At 48.0% G+C, this 25,342-nt stretch carries 18 protein-coding genes; 9 read left to right on the forward strand and 9 right to left on the reverse strand.

Annotated features, from left to right (window positions below):
• A partial coding sequence (locus tag HMPREF3144_RS02055) for a type II toxin-antitoxin system RelE family toxin (protein ID WP_246823829.1) occupies positions 1–272 on the forward strand: 272 nt, incomplete at its 5' end.
• Positions 273–827: 555 nt separating this feature from the next.
• Here the strand turns inward: HMPREF3144_RS02055 and HMPREF3144_RS02060 are convergent.
• The 4 genes from HMPREF3144_RS02060 to HMPREF3144_RS02075 form a co-directional block, all read right to left on the reverse strand.
• Complete coding sequence (locus HMPREF3144_RS02060; protein WP_070476081.1) at positions 828–2,135, reverse strand: NAD(P)/FAD-dependent oxidoreductase; 1,308 nt, start codon at positions 2,133–2,135, stop codon at positions 828–830.
• Positions 2,136–2,170: 35 nt separating this feature from the next.
• Positions 2,171–2,935 (reverse strand): ABC transporter ATP-binding protein, encoded by a 765-nt coding sequence (locus HMPREF3144_RS02065; RefSeq protein ID WP_018026448.1) that lies wholly within the window; start codon positions 2,933–2,935, stop codon positions 2,171–2,173.
• 12 nt (positions 2,936–2,947) lie between these two features.
• Positions 2,948–3,712 carry an ABC transporter permease gene (locus HMPREF3144_RS02070; protein WP_018026447.1) on the reverse strand — a complete coding sequence of 255 codons (765 nt, stop codon included), beginning with the start codon at positions 3,710–3,712 and terminating at the stop codon, positions 2,948–2,950.
• A gap of 87 nt (positions 3,713–3,799) precedes the next feature.
• Positions 3,800–4,804, reverse strand: coding sequence for an aliphatic sulfonate ABC transporter substrate-binding protein (locus HMPREF3144_RS02075; RefSeq protein ID WP_018026446.1), 1,005 nt, complete (start codon positions 4,802–4,804; stop codon positions 3,800–3,802).
• A 366-nt stretch (positions 4,805–5,170) separates the two neighbouring features.
• Between HMPREF3144_RS02075 and HMPREF3144_RS02080 the strand changes: the two genes are divergently transcribed.
• The 6 genes from HMPREF3144_RS02080 to fba all read left to right on the forward strand — a co-directional run bounded on the left by HMPREF3144_RS02080 (position 5,171) and on the right by fba (position 16,540).
• Positions 5,171–11,101, forward strand: coding sequence for an alpha-2-macroglobulin family protein (locus HMPREF3144_RS02080; RefSeq protein WP_070476084.1), 5,931 nt, complete (start codon positions 5,171–5,173; stop codon positions 11,099–11,101).
• Position 11,102: 1 nt separating this feature from the next.
• Positions 11,103–13,349, forward strand: a complete 2,247-nt coding sequence (pbpC, locus tag HMPREF3144_RS02085; protein ID WP_083290357.1) for a penicillin-binding protein 1C — start codon at positions 11,103–11,105, stop codon at positions 13,347–13,349.
• Between the two features lie 80 nt (positions 13,350–13,429).
• Complete coding sequence (locus HMPREF3144_RS02090) at positions 13,430–13,846, forward strand: DUF4878 domain-containing protein (RefSeq protein WP_070476087.1); 417 nt, start codon at positions 13,430–13,432, stop codon at positions 13,844–13,846.
• A 22-nt stretch (positions 13,847–13,868) separates the two neighbouring features.
• Complete coding sequence (locus tag HMPREF3144_RS02095) at positions 13,869–14,510, forward strand: YiiX/YebB-like N1pC/P60 family cysteine hydrolase (protein ID WP_083290358.1); 642 nt, start codon at positions 13,869–13,871, stop codon at positions 14,508–14,510.
• 57 nt (positions 14,511–14,567) lie between these two features.
• Entirely contained in the window at positions 14,568–15,386 is an 819-nt protein-coding gene (locus tag HMPREF3144_RS02100; RefSeq protein ID WP_070476090.1) for a carbon-nitrogen hydrolase family protein, read from the forward strand.
• Positions 15,387–15,475: 89 nt separating this feature from the next.
• Entirely contained in the window at positions 15,476–16,540 is a 1,065-nt protein-coding gene (gene fba, locus HMPREF3144_RS02105; protein ID WP_018026440.1) for a class II fructose-bisphosphate aldolase, read from the forward strand.
• A gap of 116 nt (positions 16,541–16,656) precedes the next feature.
• Here fba and HMPREF3144_RS02110 read toward each other — a convergent pair whose 3' ends face one another.
• Complete coding sequence (locus HMPREF3144_RS02110; protein ID WP_070476091.1) at positions 16,657–17,340, reverse strand: cytochrome b/b6 domain-containing protein; 684 nt, start codon at positions 17,338–17,340, stop codon at positions 16,657–16,659.
• 220 nt (positions 17,341–17,560) lie between these two features.
• Here HMPREF3144_RS02110 and serS point away from each other — a divergent pair, with 220 nt between their 5' ends.
• Both serS and yaaA read left to right on the forward strand, forming a co-directional pair.
• A complete protein-coding gene (gene serS, locus HMPREF3144_RS02115; protein ID WP_070476093.1) occupies positions 17,561–18,907 on the forward strand; it encodes a serine--tRNA ligase in 1,347 nt (448 codons plus the stop codon).
• Positions 18,908–18,927: 20 nt separating this feature from the next.
• Positions 18,928–19,713, forward strand: a complete 786-nt coding sequence (yaaA, locus tag HMPREF3144_RS02120; protein ID WP_070476096.1) for a peroxide stress protein YaaA — start codon at positions 18,928–18,930, stop codon at positions 19,711–19,713.
• 198 nt (positions 19,714–19,911) lie between these two features.
• Here the strand turns inward: yaaA and HMPREF3144_RS02125 are convergent, their stop codons facing one another.
• The 4 genes from HMPREF3144_RS02125 to HMPREF3144_RS02140 form a co-directional block, all read right to left on the reverse strand.
• Complete coding sequence (locus HMPREF3144_RS02125; protein WP_070476097.1) at positions 19,912–21,906, reverse strand: TRAP transporter permease; 1,995 nt, start codon at positions 21,904–21,906, stop codon at positions 19,912–19,914.
• A complete protein-coding gene (locus tag HMPREF3144_RS02130; RefSeq protein WP_246823830.1) occupies positions 21,869–22,378 on the reverse strand; it encodes a DUF1850 domain-containing protein in 510 nt (169 codons plus the stop codon). Before HMPREF3144_RS02130 ends, HMPREF3144_RS02125 begins: the two co-directional genes overlap by 38 nt.
• Positions 22,379–22,427: 49 nt before the next feature.
• Complete coding sequence (locus tag HMPREF3144_RS02135) at positions 22,428–23,438, reverse strand: TAXI family TRAP transporter solute-binding subunit (RefSeq protein WP_070476109.1); 1,011 nt, start codon at positions 23,436–23,438, stop codon at positions 22,428–22,430.
• A gap of 188 nt (positions 23,439–23,626) precedes the next feature.
• Positions 23,627–25,204: an acetyl-CoA hydrolase/transferase family protein gene (locus HMPREF3144_RS02140; protein WP_070476111.1), complete on the reverse strand. Its 1,578-nt coding sequence runs from the start codon at positions 25,202–25,204 to the stop codon at positions 23,627–23,629.
• Positions 25,205–25,342: the final 138 nt, after the last annotated feature.

Genomic DNA, 25,342 nt, shown 5'->3' on the forward strand with positions numbered 1-25,342 from the left:
CTAGGGTTGTAATGTTTCAAGTTATCTATACAGCCCAAGCATTAAAATCTTTATCAAAGCTAAATAAAACTCAAGCTCGTCTAATTGTCGCTTGGATTGAAAAAAATTTAGTTAATAGCTCTAATCCTTGGTTTACAGGGAAAAATATTAAAGAGGATTTAGCTGATTGGAGATATCGTGTTGGCAATTACCGCATCTTATGCCACATTATTGAACAAACTATAACCATTGAAGTTATTAATATTGGTCATCGTAAAGATATCTATAAATGACTCTAAACTAACTTAGATCAAACGGTAATCCTCCCATAAAACCATGGCAATTAGAAGTAGAATTTCTTATAAAGGAAATTCAATGAAAAGATCACGGTAATACTCCCCTAAAATCGAAACACTGATGAGTGGAAAATTTCGTTAAACTATTTTTAACGAAATTTTTCATGCGTAGAAAACAATTTACCGAGCGACAAATCTTATCTATTCTTAAACAGCATGAGAGCGGCGAGGGCAGTCTGCTTGCATACGCATGGATACCGGGCCTGAACTCATTAGCAATCACATGATGGACTGAGCAAAGGAGAAGCAAATAACGCTTTTACATATCCAGCCCGGCAAGCCACAACAAAAGTTAGAACGATTTTTTAATACTGCTTCTACCTAAAATTGCTACTAAAAAAGGGGGGATTACCATATTAAGCCGAGTGGTCGCGTGGCGTCGTCGACGTTTGAAGTAGTGCCGTTAACAAACAGTTTGACTCATAAAAGGCCTGCTGACGTTATCGCGGCAAGCGGGCCTTAGTCGTCACATAGGTGTTATAAGGCTCTCGTTTAACGCTCTAAACCCGCAATGCGTCTAAAGCGATTAATCGCAGCGCCCACGACCACCTTGCGCAGTGGCTCCGGAGGTAACCAGCTTGGTTTATCCAAACTAACCACCGTGTGCAATTCCTCCGAATCAATGCCTAAAATCGACTCGGCTAATAATTTGCCGTAAATCGAGCCCTTGAGTACGCCGGCGCCATTACAACCAACTGAGGCAAAGATATTCGGACCTAGCTGACCAAAGTACACCGCACCATTGCGCGTCAAGGCTGTCACGCCGCCCCACACATGTTCGAATTCATAGCCTTCAAACTGTGGGTAGCGATGTCGAATACTTTTAAGGAGAATTTCTTTAACCTTGAATAAATTCTCTGGACGCTCGTAGGAGTACTCGGTGCGCACTAAGAAACGGCGATCTTGGCTGAGACGTAAGGTCGTGCCAAGCCGATTGGCCGGAATCAAGCCCCATTCCTTGTCAGCGCCTAGGGTGTTCAGCTGCTCATCATCTAATTGCCCCGTCATACCGGCGTAGGTATAAATGGTGATAAGGCGGTCTTTTAAATAACCAAAGTGCTTGGCAAAGCCGTTATTGGCTAGAATAATGGCATTACTCTTATAGTTATGGGTTAAGGTGCGAACCGTGTACTCCCCCTTTTTATACTCAATGCTACTGGCTGGACAACGCTCTGCTAAAGTGACGTTAGCGGGTAATGAATCGGCTAAGCCCCGAATTAAGGCGGCGGGCTGAACCAGTACATTAGTGTCTGAGTATAAGCCAAAGCGATAATAAGGCGAGCCAATATGATATTCCAGCTCCTCCTTATTCAATAACTTGCAGGGCAGGCCCCATTGGCGTAAATCATCGGCTAATTGACGCAGACCGCGCTCACCCTTGACTGTCGCCGCACCGTGATATTTACCAATATCACTCCAAGCACAGTCAATGCCATGCTCATCAATCAGTGATTTCAGCCATGCTTTACCCTTATTGAGAATGGCAATTTGCTTTTTGGCAAAATCCGCATCCGCATCATGGCCGGACATTTTGGTGTTGTGCGGCACATTAATTAAAAAGCCAGAGTTACGTCCTGAGGCGCCTTCGCCCACGACGGATCCCTCAAGTACCAATATTTCAAGTTCGGGCTTTAATAGCGCCAATTGGCGTGCTGCAGCTAAGCCTGTGTAACCCGCCCCTATAATAATAAAATCAAACTTCTTCCGTGACGATGGGGGTGCAGCAATGGCGCGCGGTGCTAATACCGCATTCCAACCCGATACGGTAGCGTAGGATGGAAATATCTCAGTGGATGACATGGATTCATTGACTCCAATCAAAATTAAAAACAAGGCTAGTTTTTGCTCTCAAGCCCTTTCATCACTTCTTCTTGTACTACATCCCACACCTCGGTTTTAATATCATTGTAGCGCTGAGATAGTTGAACCTTGGCATTGCGGGGATGAGGTAGGTCGTTTTCTATATCTTTGACAATTCGACCTGGCTTAGCGCCTAAGACAATCATCCGAGTAGATAGTAATAAGGCCTCATCAATGGAGTGCGTAATAAACACAATGGTCTTATGGTTAGCCTCGTAGATTTTAACCAATTGCTCTTGTAAGACCTGGCGGGTCATCGCATCCAGTGCGGCAAAGGGCTCATCCAAGAGAATCACATCAGTGTCATTCGCCAGCACCCGCGCAATGGCTACCCGTTGACGCATACCGCCCGATAACTCCTTGGGGTATGAGTTCTCAAAGCCTGCTAAACCCACCATATTAATATAGTGCTGCGCCCGCTCTTCACGCGCTGCCTTGGGTACCCCCTTGAGCTTTAAGCCAAAGGCGACATTTTGCATCACGGTTTGCCATGGGAAGAGGGCATATTGCTGGAACACCATGCCACTGCCTGGATCGACATCCGTAATGAGACGATCATTGACCATCACCGTGCCCTCACTGGGCTGCTCAAAGCCCGCAATCAGATTTAATAGGGTCGATTTGCCGCAACCTGAGGCACCGAGCAGTACGACAAATTCGCCCTCCTTGATATGTAAATCCAAGTCTTTAAGTACGACGAGATCGCCAAATCGCTTGGTCACATTGTTGATTTTAATCATAAGATTCTCTCTTTACTTCCAGGCTAAGACTCGTTTTTCGATACGACGCAGTAGTGCATCAATAATCAACACCGTGAGACTGATCATGACCATACCTAATACCACGGTATCAGTTTGGAAAAACTCCTTACCATTCATGATCATAAAGCCTAAGCCCTCTTTGGCGGCAATCAGCTCGGCAGAAATAACACAGGTCCAGGCTAAACCAAGAATAATTTTAAAGCCAATAATGATTTGTGACAGACTGGCGGGTAAAATCACGTGTCGCATCACTTGATAATGTGATGCACCCATATTACGTGCTGCCTGGATAAGTACCTTATCCACATTACGGGTCGCATCAATCACATAAAGTAAGGCGGGGGCAATGGTACCCATAAAGACGATGCTGTATTTTTGAGTTTCTGTAATACCAAACCATAATAAGGATAAGGGAATCCAGCTCATTGAGGGTAGGGGGCGCAATAAGGAAATAATGGGATCAAAGACAGCGCAGGCACGGCGCGAGCTACCTAGCACCAAACCGAGTGGTACGGATACCGCCACTGACATTAAGAAACCAATCATCACGCGGCGAGTAGAGGCCAAGACGTTGGCAACTAAGGTGCCGTTTTCTAAGGTGCGAACAGCGCGTTGAAATACATCACTGGGTGCAGGTAAAAAGATAGGATCAATCAGTCCTAGACGTGTCGATAGCTCCCAGAGACTAACAAAAATAAGCACGGATAAGGTGCTAATCATAAATAATGAATACTTTTCTGAACGAGCGTTGTTCATACGAGGTCCTGTTTTCAGACTAAAGGAACTGAGCAGCGACCACAGAGGATCGCTGTTCAAGGTGATGAGGCATTAAAAGCTTAGGACTTAACGAATAAAGTCGTTTTTGATCCAGTTTTTAACCTCTGGTGATTTATCGATCTGACCATACTCAACCAACATATCGGCCAGTTTTTGTAGACCCTCGACGAACTTACTATCGGCGCCAATCATCGCTTGTTGTTGCTCGAAGTTGTACCAGTCCGCGTCTTTAATGGTTTGTAGCTGCTCGTCGGCGGACATTTGCGTCAGCTTAGTCAGTACCTCAACGGCAGCCTCAGGATCCTTGCCCAGTGACTCAGCAGCAGCAAAATAAACTTTGGCGAAATCCTTGACAATGTCAGGGTTACGATCAGCAAAACGCTTGCTCACCACTAAGACATCAGGGCCTGGTGTAACGCCGTAGTCCTTAAAGAGACTAAAGTCAGTATCGTCGGCAATCAGCTTGACCCCTGGTAAGCTAGCCACGGTATTAAAATACGGCGTCCATGTGGCACACGCATCAATTTGTTTTGCCTTGATGGCTGCCGGAATCTCAGGGGCAGGGATATTAATCACATTAATATCACGCTCAGTAAGACCATTTTGTGCCATCAGGTCTAACACCAAGGTGTGCGCACTGGAGGCAAAGGTAGTACCAATGGTTTTACCCTTAAGATCATTAATCGACTCGATCCCTTCAAGCGCAAACAGTCCCTCAACACGGCCAAAGTTATCAGGTACACCGATCACATAAAAGCGCTCTACGCCTTGAGCCATTAAGGCAATGGCTGAAACTACACCGGTGCCTGCTACATCAATATCGCCACTCATCAAAGCGCTCATACGGCCAGATGAGGTGCCAAAGAACTCCCAACCGACCTTTAGATCCGCCTCAGCAAATTGACCGTTTTCAATGGCTAAATACGCAGGATAATGACCTAACCAGGCCGAACCGCCATAATTAATCGCTCTACTTTGAGCTAATACCGCTAAAGGACTGCTGGCCAAAGCAATCGCTGTGCCCGTTAAGGCTGAAGTCTTGATAAAACGTCGTCTATTCCATGTATTCATGTATTACCTCCTAATTATTTCAGACATGAGCCACTCATTACCGTACCATCAAAATGAGGTTAAAAAAATTGAGGATATTGCTAGTATTAACGTCGATGGGCACAGTTAATCAAGCCGCTTGTATTGACAGAAGCTTGTTAATGTACCATCTAGTATGCGTTTTGGCAAAATTACTTAGGGCACTGACTCCGTGTCAATCGCACTCAATGAGTTCTTGCAGATGCTGTTTAGGTCGCTAACGCCGCAGTGCTAAGCGCCTAATTAGCTTGTTGTGAAAGAAATCAGCGGCACCCGTTTGCGTACCTTAAATAGTCATTTTTTTATGCTATAAATTTATAAAATTCATTCTTTTACCCGGGAGCAGTTATGCCGCTACGCCTTAAGTCGCTCTATCGTCCTTTGAGTCTATTTACATTTACGCTCATGACTGCCGCTACGAGTAGCCTAGCCATTGCCGCTGAAGCACCCACGGTGGACTCGGTAACGCCTACAGGAGAGGTAGTGCGTGCGGATTTGGTGCGCATTAGTTTTACGCAAGCGGTGGTGAGCTTGGGGTCAGAGGCGGTCAATCCTTTTTTTATTCAATGTCAGCAGGGTGAGGTCGCAGGTACTGGTAAATGGGTGGATGACCGTGTTTGGCAGTATGATTTTGAGCAGCCCATCAGTGAACCCAACAGTTGTTTAATACGCAGTAATCCTAATTTTCAGGATGTAAATGGCACGCCCTTAGAGGAGTTGGAGTATAAGTTCAGCACCGGTAAATTAACGCTGAGTGCTAATCCTTGGCCGGATAGCGAAAACATTAGTGAGGATCAGCATTTTATTTTAAGCTTTAACGATCGAGTCTCGAGTGAGCAGCTACGCCAACATGGCTATTGTGCTGTGGAGGGGGTCGGTGAGCGCTTACCCTTGCGGGTATTAGATAGCGCAGCCAGTAAGCGCTATTTGGAGGCCACTTGGTCGCGACGTAATCCTGACTGGACCAGTGTGGTGCATTGTGGTCGTCAATTACCCAGCTCTGCTGCCGTGGCGGTGGTGGTAGAGGCGGATTTACGTACGGACTCCGGTCATCGTTTGGCACAAACGAAACGCTTTGATTATCAGGTGAGAGCACCTTTTGATGGCAAGTTATCTTGTCAGCGCTTAGCTGAAAGTGCGCCTTGTTTACCATTGTCAGATATTCGGGTGAGTTTTAGTTCACTGGTGGAGGCTGAGCGCTTAGCTCAACTGCGCTTGCGGGTAAATGGTGAGTTGCACCGGCCGTCAGTTAATGAGGATGGTTATCAGTCGAATCTTAATGATTCGATAGTCTTCAAAGGCCCATTCCCAGAAAAGGCCGAGCTGCAATTGATAATTCCTGATGATTTTAGTGATGATGTGCAGCGTGAGTTAAGTAATCGGGATAGTCTGCAACAGCCTTTTAGTTTGGATGAATTACCACCCTTAGCTAAGTTTGCCAAGCAGGCTTTTGGTATTTATGAGCTCTTAAGCGGAGACGACAAAGCAGAGGCAATCATTCCGATTGCTCAGCGTCGTTTGGGCGCCGACCAGGCAGCGGGAGCAAGTTTACTGGAGAGCGTCGTGGTCACGGATGATGCGGAGGTGATGCGTTGGATGCGGCGTTTTTCTCGCTTGGATGAAAATCAGGTTGATGCCACTGCCTTAGCAGATATGATGGCTGACCGTAAGGAAGTCCGTTGGGAGGAAGGTGAAGCGTCTGAGCTGATTGATACCCGTGCTGTGTCGATTTTTGGGGCAGAGACAGCGCCACGGGCTCGACTTGAATTGCCGCCTCTGTCAGCAAGTACAGAGTCAGCTGCCGAGCTGGTGGGGGTGCCACTGCATCAAAGCGGTTTTTATGTATTGGAATTACAATCGCCGACCCTAGCCGCATCCTTGTTGGCTGCTGGGAATGACACCATGTATGTGCGCAGCACAGCCTTAATTACCAATCTGGCCGTGCATATGAAGTATAGTTCCGAGGACTTTCTGGTGTGGGTTACTCGGCTGGATAGCGGTGAGCCGGTAGCTAGGGCAGATATCACGATTTCGGACTGTAATGCCAAGCCTTTACATAAGGGCACCACCGATAAGGCAGGTCGACTTTATCTAAATCGTCCTTTAGCTGAAGCAGCGACTTGTCAGTATGCTGAGGTCGGTGATTATTTTGTGTCTGCTAGGGTCGCAGCCGATCATCCGGCGGCCTTAGGTGTGCCGCAGTATAGCTTTGCCTTGAGCCGTTGGACCGATGGCATTGAGCCGTGGCGTTTTAATCTTGATAATTACCTGTATGGTGATTCTGATCGTGGTCGCTTGGTTGAGCATAGTTTCTTTGACCGCCCGCTCTATAAAAAAGGTGAAACGGTATCCATTAAGCATTATTTGCGCGTGTTGGATAAGCACGGTCTCGCCTTGCCCAGAGCTAGTGAGCTGCCGGATCAGATTCGTATCAGTCATGCTGCCAGTGGGGATAGTTATGAGCTTGAGGTGACGTGGTTGCCGACAGCGAGCGGTGGTTTGGGGGCGACGACGGATTGGACCTTACCTCAAAACGCTAAATTGGGTCATTACACCTTAAGTTACTTACGTCAAGGCAAGGAGGTCTTACAAAGCGAAGAGGGCTTTAGGGTTGAGCAGTTTAAAGTGCCGTTTTTAAAGGGAGCGATGCAGCTTAGCAGTGACGGTCAGACACCGCTAGTCGCCCCTAAACGCTTGGATGTGGATTTACAGTTAAATTATATTAGCGGTGGCGCAGCGTCTAATTGGGATACGTCTGTGTCAGCGATGATGAGTGCGTGGCGTCCGCAATTTGCTGCCTATCCGGAATATCAATTTGCCGCCGATGTGCCTGGCTCAAGCACATCTGATGCTGAAGCTTCAGATGCGGCGCCCCGTATCTTTTTAAAGCAGGCACCGTTAAGCGTGGATGCTGAGGGGAGAGGGCGTTTGGCGCTTACGCAATTGCCGTCGATTCAAGGGGCCTCAATGGTGCGCGTAGAAACGTCGTTTATGGATCCAAATGGTGAGCTTCAGACCCTGCAGCAAAGGCAGACCATCTTGCCAGCGGATTTAGTGATTGGGATGAAAGTGACCGAGTTTGACCAAGGCACTCAATCGAGCAAAATTGATTTGGTACTCGTCAATGCACAGGGGCAGCCTTTAGCGCATCACCCCTTTACAGTTGAAGCCTCGCAAGAGATCTATTATGCCGTGCGCAAGCGCTTAGTGGGCGGTTTTTATAGCTACGATAGTACGTGGCGTAAGCATAACCTCGGTCAGGTGTGTGAGGGCAAAACAGATGCCTCTGGTAAGTTCACCTGTGAATTGAATCAGCAATTTAAAGGGCGTATGCTGTTTAAAGTAAGCAGCCAAGATCAGCACAAGGTCACCGTAAGTAATACGGCAATCGCTTATTTTAGTGATTGGGCTTGGTTAGGCGCCGCCGATCACGATCGGATTGATATTGTCAGTGATAAAAAAGACTATCAAGTAGGCGACACAGCGATTCTGACGGTGCGTATGCCGTTCCGTAAAGCCACGGCCTTGGTGGCAGTGGAACGTGCCGGTATTTTAACCACGCAGTTGCATGAGCTCACGGCCGAGGATCCTAATATTCGTCTGGAGATTGAGGATAGTTGGTACCCTAATGTCTATGTCTCAGTGCTTGCCGTGCGGGGGCGTATCACACCAGAGGAGGGTGCCGAAGAAGTGCCTAATCCGGTGTTGATTGATTTGAATAAGCCGAGTTTCCGTTTCGGTTTGACTGAACTTAAGGTCACGAATCCGGACAAGCAATTTAGGCTTGAGCTTAATTTAGATCGTAGTAGCTACCAATTAAGAGAAGTCGCGACCGCCAAAATTAAAGCGACCTTAGCCGATGGTACGCCCGCCTCAAGAGCGACCGTTGCTTTGGCTGTGGTGGACGAGGCCTTATTAGAATTAGCGGAAAATCGCAGTGCCAACATTATTAAAGCCATGCGACGTGAGCGCGGCTATGGCGTGACCACGGCCACCGCGCAATCGGAAGTGGTAGGGCGTCGTCATTATGGTCGTAAGGCTGTGCCAGCTGGCGGTGCTGCTGCGGACTTGGCTAAGCGCGCCGGTACCCGTGAGCTCTTTGATACGCTCCTGTTGTGGGAGCCAGCGATTGAATTGGATGTGAATGGTGAGGCGACGATTCCTATCCCTCTCAATGACAGTATTTCTCGTTTTAAAGTGATGGCTGTCGGTGATTATGGGGTCGATCGCTTTGCTGAGGCGAGCGCAGAGTTTAGTAGCAGTAAGGATCTACAACTTATCGCAGGTATCCCGGAGGTGTTGCGTGCCGAGGATAGTTATGATCTTAGTCTAAGTTTACGTAATAGCACCGATCAAAACCTGGTGGTGTTGGTGGGCGGTCGTAGTAGCGGCGCCTTCGCAACGGAGCTTAAGCAGCAAAAAGTAAAGCTACCGGCACAGCAATCTACCACCGTGACTTGGCCCGTGAGTTTAGAGCAGGTGGCGCCGTATGCCTTGGCCGATACCGCGGATCAAGCCGCTATGGCCTCCACGCAAACCATTCGTTGGGAGTTTTATGCCTTGCAAAAAACCTCCAAGGCGAAGCAGGCAAGCGCATTGCGCGATAGCTTGAGCGTGACGCAACAGCTTAAACCCTTAGTACCAGTGAGCGTGCGTCAATCCACCTTAGTGGCCTTGGAGGGCGATAAGTCCTCACAAACGCTGTCGCTTGCGCTCCCAGACCGAGCACTCAATATTGACGGTAAGCCAATTGGTGGGATTTCACTCTTGTTGCGTGATAGTTTATTGAGCCCTAGCCAAGCACTGACTCAATGGTTCAGCGATTATCCCTATACTTGCTATGAGCAATTGGCTGCTGTGGCGGTGGGTTTAGCGGATGCAGAGGGCTGGGAAAAATTAATGTTGGATTTGCCGCAACATCTAGATGCTCAGGGTCTCGTGAGATATTTCCCGGCACCTAGGCTCAAAGGCAGTATTAGTTTAAGTGCCTATTTATTGAATTTATCCGTGCATGCCAAGCGTATTGGTTTAAATTTTGATATTCCACAAGCGCATCAAGAGCGTATTTTAAGCGCCTTGGTGGCCGCGTTTGAGGGGCGCACATCAGATAGCTATGCGCAGTCATCATGGCGTCAAAGTGAACGTTTAGCCGCCTTAGCTACCCTAGTGGCCTACGGTCAGGTGTCGGCCCGCACCGCGGCCTCATTTTACGATCAATACGATAGCTGGAATATGAGCGACTGGTTGCATTGGTTAGCCATTAGTCAGGCCTTTGATGATCCAACAATGACTGAGATCGCAAAAGCCGCCAAGGTCAATTTACTAAGCCTCTTAAGTCGTGAGGGCCAGTTATTAGTGCCACCAGCCAATGAGTTGACAAATACCTGGTGGACGATGTTTAGTCGCGAGGCCAATTTAGCGAAATTGCTCTTTTTGGCAGTTGAGGATCCAGCATGGTCTGCAGAAGTACCGTATTTATTAAACGGTCTTAATAGTCTGCAACGTCAGGGTCATTGGGGCACCACGGTGAGTAATACCTATGCTAACTTAGCCCTGCAACAGTATGCGAAGCATTTTGATCAGCCCTTGCAATCAGCCAAATTTACGGCTAGTTTACGTAGTGCGGCCCCAACCGCATCAGCACATACTCTTAGTACTGAGATTAAGCCGGACACCTTTAAGCAGCAACAGGGTGTGAGCTTGCCAATGATGGCTTGGCCTAGCGCGGGTGAGAGTCAACTTAAACTGGATTTTGAGGGTGAGGGTAAGCTCTGGGTCAATGTGACGACACATGCCGCGGTACCCCTTGACGCACCTAAGTATGCCGGTTACCGTTTAGAGCGTGAGGTCATACCGGTCGTGCAAAAGCATCCACCGCACTGGTCCCAGGGGGATGTTTATCGTGTGAATCTTAAAATTCATGCGCATGCACCGATGACTTGGGTGGTGCTCAATGATCCGATTCCGAGTGGGGCGACGATCTTAGGTTCAGGTCTAGGCCGTGATAGCCAGATTTTACAGCAGCAGTCGGCGCAGGCGGCGACTCAAAAGGCGGGTTCTGCTTGGCAGGCGACACCGAGCTTTGTGGAGCGAATGAATGATAGTTATCGTGCTTACTACGCCTACCTGGATCAGGGTGAAACGGAGCTTTCATATACGGTGAGACTGAATCACAGCGGTCATTTTAAGCTACCCCCTAGTCGTGTTGAGGCATTGTATAGCCCAGACGTCTATGGTGAATTACCGAGTCCTGAGCCTTTTAAGGTAGAAGCAAAGTAGTATGAAAGCGTGGGTGACGAAGCGCTGCTGGGGCAAGCTGCTCTATGGCTTGCTGAGCCTAGCACTGTTCTTAGTTTTAGCGCTATTAGCACTACGCGTGGCCTTGTATTATGCTGCTCCGCCGAGGCTTCCAAGCTTGGCTGAAGTCAAAGCGGCAACCTCATCCTCGTATGTGGAAGTCTTAGATCGGCAGGGTCTGGTCTTAGATCGCATCCGTCAGGATTTCAGTAAGCGACAGGGTGAGTGGCTGTCCTTAGATGAGGTGTCTCCGGCCTTTATTAAGGCGCTGATTCAATCGGAGGATAAGCGCTTTTATCAGCATGGTGGTGTGGACTGGCTCGCTTTAGTCAATGCCACTCAAGCGCATTTGCGGCAACGGCTGAGTCGAGCTTTAGCGCTTAACAATGCTGACACGAGTGGCGTGGGGCGTGGTGGAGCCTCCAGTATTTCCATGCAATTGGCGGCCATGTTGAACCCCGAATTGCAAACGAATACGCTACGTAGCTATCGCCAAAAATGGCAGCAAATGGCCACAGCGCTAGCACTTGAGCGCCATTGGACGAAGCAGGAAATCCTTGAAGCTTATATGAATCGATTACCGTTCAGGGGCGAGCTGGTGGGGATTGCCGCCGCCGCAGAAAGCTTTTATGGAAAGTATGCCTTTGGTTTAAACCCACGTGAAGCAGCGCTTTTAGCGGTGATGGTCAGAGCACCTAATACCTCAGCTGAGCGTTTGACAGCACGAAGCTGTGAATTATTGAAAAAAATGGCTGAGCCTGCAGCCTGTCAGGGCTTGGCGCATTTTGTTAATTACTATTTGCGCTTACCCCATCCGCAAACCTTGGATCGACCGCAGCATGCTCCACATTTGGCACGCTACGCCCGGCAATGGGCCAATCAGCAGCAGCAACAACGCGTCTACACCAGTCTAGATGCGGCGTTGCAACGGCGGGTCAATGAGATTTTACAGCAGCATCTTAGTGAAATTCGTGATGCCACGGTGCAGGATGCCGCGGTGTTGGTCTTAGATAATGCGAGCGGTGCTATTCTTGCCTATGTGGGCTCCTCTGCACAATTAAGTGCAGCGCCAGAGGTGGACCATGTGCGTGCGCCGCGGCAGGTGGCATCCACGCTAAAGCCCTTTTTATATGCACAACTATTGGATGAAAAGCGCTTGACGGCAGCGTCTTTGCTGCATGATTCACCGATTAATTTATTAGCCGGTGAGGGCTTATATATCCCGCAGAACCATGATCGTAATTATGCTGGTTGGGTGACGCTGCGTACGGCGCTGGCTTCATCGCTAAACATTCCAGCCGTGAGAGCGATTGTACTATTAGGGGTAGAGCCATTTTATAAAAAACTCAAGACCTTGCATTTGCCTTTGCATCAGGATAGTGAGTTTTACGGCTATAGCTTGGCTTTAGGCAGTGCGGATATGGACTTACTGAGTTTAACTAATGCCTATCGAAGCTTAGCTAATCAGGGTGTTTATAGTTCGGTCTGGTGGAATCAGGCGGAAGCTGCGACGGCTGAGCGAGTGGCGGTTTTTTCGCCGGAGGCTGCGTGGATTATTGGGGATATGCTCGCCGACCGTCAGGCGCGTGCTTATACCTTCGGTTTGGATAATGTACTGAGCACACCGTTCTGGACCGCAGTGAAGACCGGTACCAGTAAGGATATGCGCGATAATTGGACCATTGGTTGGTCGGCCGATTATACCGTGGGCGTTTGGGTCGGTAATAGTGACGGTCGCAGTATGCAAAATGTCTATGGGGTCAGTGGCGCTGGACCGATTTGGTACGATGTCATGGCCTATTTGCATCAACATCAGCGCTCCTCAGCGCCAACAAAACCAAGCACTATCGTCACAGAAAAGGTACATTTTGTAGGGGTGGCAGAGGCTGAGCGTGAGGAGTTTTTTATTGATGGCACCGCCATGACTGAGGTTGTCGCCCTGAGCAGTTTAGCGCCGGATGCACTCGCTCCGATCACCATTGAACGACCGATTAATGGCAGTATCCTAGCCATTGATCCTGAAATACCGGCATCTTCTCAAAAGCTATTGTTAAAGGCCTCGATTGCTGAGTCTGACGCCCGAGCGCCAGCTTTGCAGTGGCAGCTTGGGGAGCTGACGCTGGGTCAAGGCAGTGAGTATTTTTGGTCGCTCCGTCGCGGTAGTCATATCATTCGTTTAAAAGATGCTCAGGGCGAGCTCTTAGATCAGGTCAGAATCACCGTGCGATAGTCTTACCTGCATTGACAGTTGGGCTGTTTAAGTATATTCTGATATAGTGTTTTACTAGTTATTAATGAGGAGAAGGGTATATGAAGAAGTGGTTAGTTTTTGTTTTTGCATTGTCGTTTAGTTTTTTCTTAACTGCGTGTGGCGGCTCAAGCAAGCCCTATGAAAAAACGGCCATTGAATTTATTGAGGCGATGTACAACGGCCAAGGCGATAAAGTGCAAAAAATGATTTACATCCCTGCCGAAGAGCTTAAAGAGCCAGGCATTGAAGAGATGGTCAAGGGCAAGATGGCTGCGGCGGCACATGATGCTAAAAAACAAGCCGATCAATACGGCGGCCTTAAAAACGTAACGGTGCTGGAGTCCAGCCATGATGAGAGTGGTAAACGTGCAGATGTGCGCTTAGCGTTAACGTTTAAGAATGGTCCCGAGGGTTCTCGTGAAGAGCGCGTCGATCTGATCAAAGATGGCTCGACGTGGAAGGTGAATCTTGACTAAGTAGCCCTAGGCTTTAGTCCCGATGCGCTTAGTAAAATCGATACCGCAAGGAGTCCTGATACTGTTAGGACTCCTTCTTTTTGTGGGAAGCTACTTGCTGTTGCAAGGCGACTCACCTGAGGCAGTGGCATTATCTAAGTCACCCGTGGCAGCTCAGATTGCCGAGAAGTTAGCGCCGGGGGATTTGATTTTTCGTAGTGGTACCGCTTACGAAAGCTACGTGATTAAGCGACTGAGCGGTAGTGCCTTTTCACATATCGGGCTGGTGGTGCAGGGGGCACCGGAGGTGGAGATTATTCATGCCACAACGGATGATGATCCGGCACGACTTAATCAGGTGATACGCTCGCCTTTAGCGGAGTTTGTGAGCCCAGAATTGGCCACGCATTGGGCCGTATATCGTCTATCAAGTTTAGCTAGTCATGAGCGAGCGGCCTTAGTGCAAGCGGTGGAGCATAGCCTGGGATTGCCTTTTAGCTTAAGGGCGAGTGAGAGCGATGGCGCACGCTATTGTACGACCATTATCCGAGATGGGCTGCCGCCAGCCTTGCAACAGCAACTCAAACCACGCTTTACTTCCTATCCGGGCTTTCGTGGGGAGTTGTTATTTCCTGAAGCCTTTTTCGCCTTGCCGGCATTAGAGCTTATCCATACTAGTGATTAGCGAGTGAGCGATCTATAATAAATCATTCTACTTTAATCGTAAAAAGGAGACGGGTTGGTGAGTCAAGAGCAATTACGCGTCGCCGTGGCGCAGTTTCCAGGTAGCAATGATATTGTTCAAAATAAACAGTATATTTTGGACTTAAGTCGGCAAGCGGCGGAGGCAAAGGCCGAGTTAGTGGTGTTTCCAGAAGCAGCGATGTGCGCTTTTAGTTCTGATTTAGAAACCTTGCAAGCTGTAGCAGGGGAGTATTCTGCCGCCTTTATCGAGTTTATGCAGCAATTAGCGCAAGACCATGGTTTTGCGGTGGTTGTGGGTGTCTTAAGCCCTTCCGAGCAGGCCGATGATGCACGAGTCGTTAATCAATTGATTGCCATTGGGGCAGATGGTCAGCTGATTACACGCTATACCAAAATCCATTTATACGATGCCTTTAGTTTTAAGGAGTCCGACAAGGTGCAGCCAGCAACGCTGTATGAGGATCAGTGCGAACTAAGCTTGTTTAAGCTTAAAGGGTTTAGTATCGGTTTAGTCAATTGTTATGATTTGCGTTTTCCTGAATTATCCAGAAAATTAGCCATTGCGGGCGCGGATATTCTATCCATAAGTGCAGCATGGTTAGCAGGTCCTTATAAGGAAATGCATTGGCAGACCTTATCCCAAGCGCGTGCCATTGAAAATACCTGCTATGTCTTGGCTTGTGGTCAAACAGCACCTAAAAATACTGGTCAAAGTATGATTATTGATCCGATGGGGGCGATCTTGGCAGGCGCAGCAGAGGAGCCGGGAGTGATTGTGCAGACGCTGACGCGGGAGCGTATCCGTGCGGTGCGCCAAACCTTGCCTTGCTTAGCCAATCGTCGTTATGAGGTGTAGGCCACACTTTAGCTAAGTGTGAGTCAGCATCGTGTTAAAATTGCTCTATTAAGAATCATTAGTATTTAAATCTATTTTAGGAGAGTTTGATGGCTTTAGTCTCAATGCGCCAATTATTGGATCACGCTGCTGAGCATGGCTACGGTATCCCTGCGTTTAATGTTAACAACTTAGAGCAGGTGCAAGCCATTATGGAAGCAGCCAGAGAAACCGACAGTCCGGTGATTATGCAGGCCTCTGCCGGTGCTCGTAAGTACGCCGGTGAGCCCTTTTTAAAGCATTTAATTGAAGCAGCGGTTGAGGCTTATCCTGAAATCCCGATTGTGATGCATCAGGACCACGGTCAATCACCGGAGGTATGTCGCGGCGCCATTGATTTAGGCTTTAGTAGTGTGATGATGGACGGTTCGCTCCAAGCCGACGGTAAGACTGTCGCTGACTATGAGTATAACGTTGACGTGACGCGCCAGGTAGTGGAAATGGCGCATCGGATCGGTGTTAGCGTGGAGGGTGAGTTGGGCGTGTTAGGCTCGCTCGAAACCATGCAAGGCGATAAGGAGGACGGTCACGGTGCCGAGGGTACCTTAACCCTGGATCAGTTATTGACGGATCCGGATCAGGCGGCTGATTTTGTTAAGCGTACTCAGGTCGATGCTTTAGCCATTGCCATTGGTACTAGCCACGGTGCGTATAAGTTTACCCGCAAGCCAACGGGTGATATTTTATCGATTCAGCGGATTAAGGAAATCCACGCCCGCTTACCCAATACACACCTTGTGATGCACGGTAGTTCTAGCGTGCCACAGGAGTTATTGGCTGAAATTCGTGAGTTCGGTGGTGATATGAAAGAGACTTACGGGGTGCCGGTTGAGGAGATTCAGGAGGCGATTAAGCATGGCGTACGCAAGGTGAATATTGATACCGATATTCGCTTGGCGATGACAGCTGCAGTTCGTCGTTTTCTTCACGAAAATCCATCCAAATTTGACCCTCGTGAGTTTAATAAGCCAGCGCGTGAAGCGGCTAAGCAGATTTGTATTGCGCGCTACGAGGCCTTTGGTACCGCGGGTAATGCCTCTAAAATCAAGCCCGTGTCGTTAAAAGAGATGGCGGCACTCTATGCTGCGGGTGATTTATACCAAAAAACGGTCTAATCCCATCCAGCGCCAAATAAGCAAAAGGCGACTCGCATATCATTGAGTCGCCTTTGTTTTTGCCTTTATAAAAAGCGCCTGCCTTAGCCCGCTAGGGGCGTGGAGAGCGCTAAAAACTAAAAGGATAAGCCATTTGCAATATAGTAGGTGATTAACACCGCAATGCCAAAGCTAAGCACAAAGCGTAGCCACATGCTAAGGCCTTGCTCTACATGTACGGCGGCTGTGGGCACATCATTACTGAGCTGAGCCTGACCGGTAATCATGGGTGTAATCAGATTCTGCTTTTTAATAAAGCGATAAAATAGCACGGCACCCACATGGAGTACCACTAATAAAATCATCAGAAGCTCGGTGCTGTGGTGTATTTTTGCCATCAGATCTCTGATGTCTTTAGCAGCCAGACGATATAAAGGACCTTGGTAAAAATAACCGTCGCCGGTAAATAAACCGCTCACTACCTGGAGCCCGAATAAGCCCAAGAGGGCCAACACGGATAAGGCGCCGAGCGGATTGTGACCAAAGACCTTTTGACCACTTTTTAAGTAGTCGATAATGGCCGTGGGCCCCTTAATAAACTGGGTAAAGCGCGCATAGTAGGTGCCGCTAAAGCCCCAAAGAATACGGAAAATAATAAGACAGAGGGCAGCGAGACCAAGGCGCAGATGCCACTCCATATTGCCAGTTTTAACGGTGATAAAGGCACCGATAACACAGGCGGCAAAAGACCAATGGAATAGGCGCAAGGGCAAATCCCAAATCCGAATACGTCGTACTTCAGTTGCGCTGGGTGTAAGCATAAATTCAAACCTTTTTAATTACATGAATGCCTTAATAAGCAGGTGTTGCCATTATAAGGGATAAAGAACTCAATTTCCTTTCATTACTTGTGGAATTGTTTCATTCGAGTAATAACAGCGCTGTGCCTTGTTATACTTATACAGTGAGACAGACTGATGCCATGATGTAAGGCTGTTCAATTAATTAAGATAATTTATTTTTTATTCGGATATCAATTAAATGCTCGATCTCGGATTATTACGCAAAGACTTAGATGCTGTGGTTAGCGCTTTAGCACGTAGAGGCGTTGATTTTGATGTGGCTCGTTTTAATGACTTAGAGGCGCGCCGCAAGGACTTACAGGTACAGACCGAAACATTGCAAGCCAGTCGCAATGCCCTTGCCAAGGAGATTGGTAAGCTCAAGTCCCAAGGCTTGGATGCTGATGACTTGATGGCACAGTCAAAGGCCATCCCGGAGCAGCTAAAGGCAATGGAAGAGGAGCTGTCTGCACTACGAGAGGAGCTCAATGCGATCTTGATGTCGACCCCAAATCTTCCGCATGCCTCAGTGCCAGTCGGCGCCGATGAGGGGGATAATGTCGAGCTTCGCCGTTGGATCCCAGGGCAGGATTACGTGGCTGAGAGCGTGTTTCCTGAGGCCTTGCCCTTTACTGTACTCGATCACGTTGATTTGGGTAAGCCACTTGGCATGGACTTTGAAGTGGCAGCCAAAATCAGTGGCTCACGCTTTAGCTTTTTAAAGGGCGGTATTGCCCGTTTACACCGTGCTTTAGCGCAGTTTATGTTGGATTTGCACACTTCAAGGCATGGTTATACCGAGTGCTACACGCCGTATATTGTGAATAGTGCTTCCTTGTACGGCACCGGTCAATTACCTAAGTTTAAAGAGGATATGTTCTGGGTGACCAAAGGTGGTGAGGATGATGCGGCTGAGGACGGCAGTAAGAGCAAGGAGGAGCTGTTTTTAATTTCAACCTCTGAGATTAGCCTTACAAATATTGCACGTGATGAGATTCTTGATGCGGCGGAGTTACCGATCAAGCTGACCGCTCACAGCCCTTGTTTCCGTTCCGAAGCGGGTAGTGGCGGGCGTGATGTGCGCGGAATGATTCGTCAGCACCAATTTGACAAGGTAGAGATGGTACAAATTGTCCATCCTGATGAGTCTTATGAGGCTTTGGAGGCGATGACTTCGCATGCGGAGGAGGTATTGCAGTTATTGCAGCTACCGTATCGTGTGATTACCTTGTGTACCGGTGATATGGGCTTTGGTGCAGCGAAAACATATGATATTGAGGTCTGGGTACCGTCACAAAACACCTGGCGTGAGATCTCTTCTTGCTCGAATACCGAGGCATTTCAAGCGCGCCGCATGAATGCTCGCTACCGTGTAAGTCAGGGTAAAAATGAGTTCGTGCACACGTTAAATGGTTCCGGTGTGGCCGTAGGGCGTGCCTTAGTGGCAGTGATGGAAAATTATCAACAGGCGGACGGCAGTATTATCGTGCCGGAGGTATTAAGACCCTATATGGGTGGTTTGGAGTGTTTGACGCCTCAGGCTTAAGGAATTAGGGAGTAGTGAGCATGTTATTTTTACTTTCACCCGCTAAAAAATTGGATTACGACAGTCCCTTGGCGGCGGATTATGAGTTTGAACAACCACTTTTTGTAGCGCAAGCGACGGAGTTAATTGAGGTCTTAAAAACAAAGTCGGAGCAGGAGATTGCCGACTTGATGAAGCTTAGCGACAGTCTTGCCTCACTTAACGTTGAGCGTTATCAAGCGTGGGAGCCGAGCTTTGATCAGTCAAATTCGCGTCAAGCCATTTTAGCCTTTAATGGCGATGTGTATGAGGGCTTAGAGGCGTCGACATTGAATCAAAAGCAATTGGCGTGGACTAATCAGCATGTGGTGATTCTAAGTGGTCTGTATGGGGTGTTACGACCTTTGGATTTGATGCGCCCTTATCGCTTGGAAATGGGTACGCGCTTAGCTACCTCAAAGGGTAAAAATCTTTATGAGTTCTGGGATGAGCAAATCGCCGACTATTTGAATCAACGCCTTGCCGAGCAGAAAAATCCACTGATCGTTAATTTAGCGTCAGAGGAGTACTTTAAAGCAGTTAAAAAAGACGTCTTAAAGTACCCGGTGGTGCAATGTGTTTTTAAAGAGGAACGTGACGGTGCTTATAAAATCATCAGTTTTAGTGCCAAGCGTGCGCGTGGTCTGATGTGTCGTTATGCGATTGAAAATGGCATTGATGATCTTGAGGGCTTAAAGCAGTTTAATTTAGAGGGTTATAGCTACGATGAGGCCTCTTCCAGCGAGGACAGTCTGGTTTTTTTAAGACCCGATCAGCGTAAGAAGTGATTTAAAAAGTGTGAGATTAAAGCCGAGTCTGAAGAGATTCGGCTTTTTTTTGGGTTGTTGATGAATTTCTTTTGTATGCCACTTTTCATAACAATGAGCGCTCGAATATGGGCTGTGTTGTGATTGGCTTAGAACAAAAACACCACCACAGTGAGGAGTAGGGTGAGGCGTCAGCCTCACCCTACTCGATAGCAGGCATTAGGCCGCTAGGGCGGCTTTATCCCGTCTAGCTTGTAAAATATTGAGAGCGCAGAACACCACCACAATGCTTAAGCCGATAATATCCGTCAAGGTCTCGGGAACAATCAGCATTAAACCACCGATCGCCATTGGCAAACGCTGCCAGCTTGGAAGGTGGGTTTTAAAGTAGCCCTCTAGTGCAGCAGATAATGCCATTACCCCAGCAAAAGCAGTCACTGCCACGGAGACTATATTGAACCAATGCGGGCGTGCAAATTCACGGGCCGTGACCGCAATATCGCGCGTGTCAATCATGAGCATGTCTGGGTTGTACACAAACATAAAGGGCACGATAAAACCGGCTAAGGCCAATTTCAATGATAAGAAACCAGTGCGCATTGGATCACCCCCAGCAATACCCGCCCCAGCAAAAGAGGCTAAGGCTACCGGCGGTGTGATATTGGCAAAAATACCGAAATAGAATACAAATAAATGCGCCACAATCACAGGTACATTAAAGGTCGCTAAGGCCGGTGCCACCATGGTTGCAGTAATAATATAGGCTGGAATAGAGGGTAAGCCCATACCTAAAATCATGGAAGCAAACATGGTCAGTACCAGGGTGAAAAAGAGTGAGCCCGCACCCATGGACACAATCAACGAAGTCATCACATTACCAAAGCTGGTGAGGCTGACGACACCGATGACAATGCCCACCACCGCACACGCTGACATCACGGAGAGGGATTGCTTCGCACCGTCTTCAAGGGCCTCTAAAATCGCCTTGAAACCCATTCGGGTCTCGGGACGAATCCAGCTAATCACAACTGTAATGCCAATGGTATAAGCTGCTGCATAGCCGATAGGAATTGATTGAGCCAACATCACAATCAGCGCAACAATGGGTAGCAGCATATGGCCGCGCGCCATAAGCACCTCTTTTAAGCGCGGTAAATCTGCTTTAGGTACACCGCGCAGATTGTCTTTACCGGCACGGAAATGCACTTGTGCCAACACGCCAAAGTAATACAGGAGGGCCGGGATCAGAGCAGCTAAGGCAATGGTGCTGTACTTCACACCGGTGGTTTCAGCCATAATAAAGGCACTCGCCCCCATAATGGGTGGCAGAATTTGACCACCGACAGAGGCGCTGGCTTCAACCGCACCAGCAAAGTTGCGGCTATAACCAACTTTTTTCATTAAAGGAATGGTAAAGGCACCGGTACCCACCACGTTAGCCACTGCGGAGCCGTTAATACTTCCCATAAAGCCACTAGAAATCACCGCAACTTTGGCTGGACCGCCTTGACGGCTACCCGCAAGCGCCAGGGCTAAATCATTAAATAATTGCCCCATGCCAGAGCGTGATAAAAAGGCTCCAAATAAAATAAAGAGGAAAATAAAATCCACAGAAGCGCCGATGGCAGTGGAATAAAGACCCTCAGTTTTTAAATAAAGCTGCCCAAAAATATCCCCTAAATCATAGAGACGCGTTGCCAGACGATCTGGCACAAAATTCATATGACTATAAAAGGGGTAGCTTAAGAAGATAAGCGCAAAAATCGGTAAAATCCAGCCCGTAATTCGGCGTCCTGTTTCTAACACCACAACCACGGTCAATATGGCCATCACAATATCGGTGGTGTTAGGGATGCCACCGCGCACGGTCATGATATTTTGATATTGCGAGATGATATAAAACATGCCCGCTAAAGCTGCTGCTACCCACAACCAGTCGTACCAGACCACCTTGCTACGACTACTTTTTTTGGCTGGAGGGTAGAGTAAAAAGATTAAGGCTGCACCCACCGCCACGTGCACTGAACGTAAAATCAGTGTAGGCACGGGGTTAAAGGTCATATAGAGGTGAAATAAAGAGTAAAAAACAGCAATCGCGGTAATAAGCCAGCGTATGCTTTGGCTACTCGGGGTACGGGTGACCGATTCACGGTCAAATTTCTCCAGAATAGTTTGACTACTCGCGGTAGTCGTCTGAGAAGTATCCATAGTCATAACAGTTTTTTCCTAGCCAGAAAAAGGGGCGAAAGGTTTTTTTGGGTTCAATCGTAATTTCGGTGTAATCAGGCACTAAGCGGTAGATCTCCCAGCTGCCTTGAGGGCTGATGATACGACCCTGCATATTTGCTGACACGATCCAATGCAAGGCCGGAAGTATCACCTGACTTCGTAATCCCACAAAGCCTTCGGGTGCTACAATCGTTTCACCGTCACTAGGGGTGCCAGCACCAAAGGTTTGCAGATAACTAGCATCCAGCAATAATTGACCGGAAGATAAGTAATAGTGTTCTTGCCAATCCTGCAGCTCGACCGAATGGCGCCACCGCAAACTAAACTCAGATTCGTTTAAATAGCAAGTTTGATCTTGAAAACTGATCTTTAAGCGCTCTTGCGGCCAGATGATAAAAGCCGTCAAGCCCAACATCATAAGTAGCAGTAGCGCTATTGGAAGATGGTGTTTAGACATAAGCAAAGCTCCCGGCGGGAACCGGGAGGCTTTGATTAGGCTTTATAACTTATTTAGCAACTTCGTCATAGTACTTCTTCGCACCGGGGTGTAAAGGAGCAACTAAGCCAGACTGTGCCCCTTCAAGCGTGATAGCGCCGGCAGCTTGGTGAGCAGACTTAAGGTGCTCTAAGCTTTCAAAGAAGGTTTTGGTTAATTTATAACCGTCGTCCTCACTGATATCCTTATGGATAACCAAGGCGTTTTGAATCGCTGCGGTCGGGATGTCGGCATCATTACCGTAGGTGCCGGCTGGGATATTTAAGGATACGAAGTAAGGCTTATCCTTGGCGATGTCGGCAATACGATCGGCAGGAATTTCAACCATTTGCAGATCGAAGCTTTGCTGCAACTCCATCAAGGAGGCATTAGGTAGGCCGCTGGTCAGGAAGGCGGCATCAATACGGCCCGCTTTAAGCGCATCGGCTGCTTCGGCATAGCCTAAGTAGTCCACACGTAGGTCGTCATAGGTCATGCCAAAACCGTTAATAAGATTGCGTGCGTTAACCTCAACCCCAGAGTTTTGGTCACCTACCGCCACACGCTTACCGCGTAAATCCTCTAGCGTTTTAATGCCAGAGCGCTTGGAGGTGACCACTTGAACGTAGTTAGGATAGAGGGCGGCGATTTGCTGAACCTTATCGATCTTAGCAGGGAAGCTATTTTCACCGTTAATTGCATCAGTTAACACATCACTCATCACAAAGGCCATTTGTACTTTGTCTTGGTTGATGAGGTTGATATTTTCTACTGAAGCGCCGGTAGTTTGTGTCTTTGAGTTAACGCCGTAGGCCTTATTGTATTGCTCAGCCAAGGCTGTAGCGATGATGTTATAAGGGCCAGAAGCACCACCAGTAGCAATGGTCACAAAGCGAGTCTCTAACTTATCGCTAGCAGTGCTTGCAGGTGCTTCGGCAGCAGACTGTTGTGGCTCAGTCGTGGTTGATGAGTTCTTGGAATCATCAGAACAAGCAGCCAGTGTAAAAGCAGCAGCTACTAATAATACAGATTTCTTTAGCATAATAACTCTCTAAATTAGTAAAACAGCTCATCCCTGAAAAAGAGATGGCTATTAGTTGTTAGGGAAGGCGTTAGAGGCCAATCATGGAATCATAACTTATTTCATGACAAATGTTTATACATTTTGTAAAAAAACCGCCTAACACTGTGGTGCTAAGCGGTTTTGCAGATGCTGTTAAGCACAGTATCTTAGTTGGTCTCACTGTCTTTAGAAGCAGCCACCTGCTCAGCACTAGCGGCGGTGATTTTCATGCTGCCGGTTTTATTAAAGTGATCGTGCCAGCTTAAGGCCTCACTTAAAATATGTGGGGTATGACCACTATTTTCCGCACAAGCACGCTCAAAGTAGGAGCGTAGCTCAGCACGATAGTCAGGGTGGGCGCAATGCTCAATAATGCGTTCGGCGCGTTGGCGTGGTGATAAACCACGTAAATCGGCTAAGCCCTGTTCGGTGACGAGGATTTGTGAGTCATGCTCCGTATGGTCAACGTGAGACACCATGGGCACAATACCGGAAATATCACCGCCTTTGGCAATGGACGGACGTACAAAGAAGCAGAGGAAGCCATTTCGTGCAAAGTCGCCGGAGCCACCAATGCCGTTGATGATATCACTACCCATCACGTGGGTGGAGTTGACGTTGCCGTAAATATCCGCTTCTACCATACCGTTAATCGCAATCACGCCGAGACGACGCACCACCTCTGGGTGATTACTGATTTCCTGGGTGCGTAAAACAATGCGCTCACGGTAGAAATCGATATTTTTATTAAGCTCTTCTAGACCCGCTGGGCTAAGGGATAGCGAGGTGGCTGAGACTTTAACCAACTTGCCTGATTTGATCATATTCAGCATGCCGTCTTGAATGACTTCGGTATAGGAGGTCAGATTATCAAAATCACCCTCATTTAAACCGGCCATTACAGCATTCGCAATATTACCCACGCCAGACTGAATCGGTAGTAAATTCGGCGGTAACACCCCCTTATTTACCTCATCTCTTAAGAAGTTCAGAATATGCTCGGCAATCTTCTTCGAAGCCTCATCCGGCTCAGTAAAGACGTTAACCCGATCGGTGCCGTGGGTTTCGACAATGGCAATGATTTTTTCGGCGGGGCAATGGTAGTAAGGCTGGCCGATGCGATCAGCGACCTCTACAATGGGTATCGGCTTACGATGCGGTGGGAGGGCAGTGCCGTAGTAAATATCATGCATGCCGTCAAGTTTTTCACTCAGTGCGTAGTTGACCTCGATAATGACCTGATCTGCTTGGTCGATCCATGTCTTGTTATTACCCACAGAACCGGCAGGAATTAAACTGCCGTCTTCACGAATACCTGCGACTTCAATCACAGCAATATTTAACTTGCCGTAAAAGCCGAACCACGCATGCTGCGCCACATGAGAAAGATGAATATCCATGTACTGCATTTTGCCGCTATTAATTTTCTTGCGACACGTCGGGTCGGATTGATAGGGTAGTCGCATCTCAATGCCGTCCACCTCAGCCAAGGCACCATCTAATTCGGGTGCGGTTGAGGCGCCTGTCCAAACGCCGATTTTAAAGGGCCTGTTTTGAGCGCGCTCTTCACGAATGCGTGCCGCTAGGGCAACTGGAATCTCCTTGGGATAGCCGGAACCAGTAAAACCACTCATTCCCACATTAACTCCTGAAGGAATCTTTTTGACAGCCTCCTCCGCTGACATAACTAAACTGTGATAGCCCTTATTCTTAATTCGTGATAGAGACTCAAACTTCTGACTCATTTCTTAACCCTTAATTTGATGGCACATGTCCGAATATTAACTACTAAAAGTCGATGATTTTTCATAAGGATAATGATAAATTATCGACGCCTAAAGAATATAACACAGTTAAATTGAGAATTTCCTAATAAAAAAAGA

The sequence above is a fragment of the Oligella sp. HMSC05A10 genome, assembly GCF_001808335.1.
Classification (GTDB): Bacteria; Pseudomonadota; Gammaproteobacteria; order Burkholderiales; family Burkholderiaceae_B; genus Oligella; species Oligella urethralis.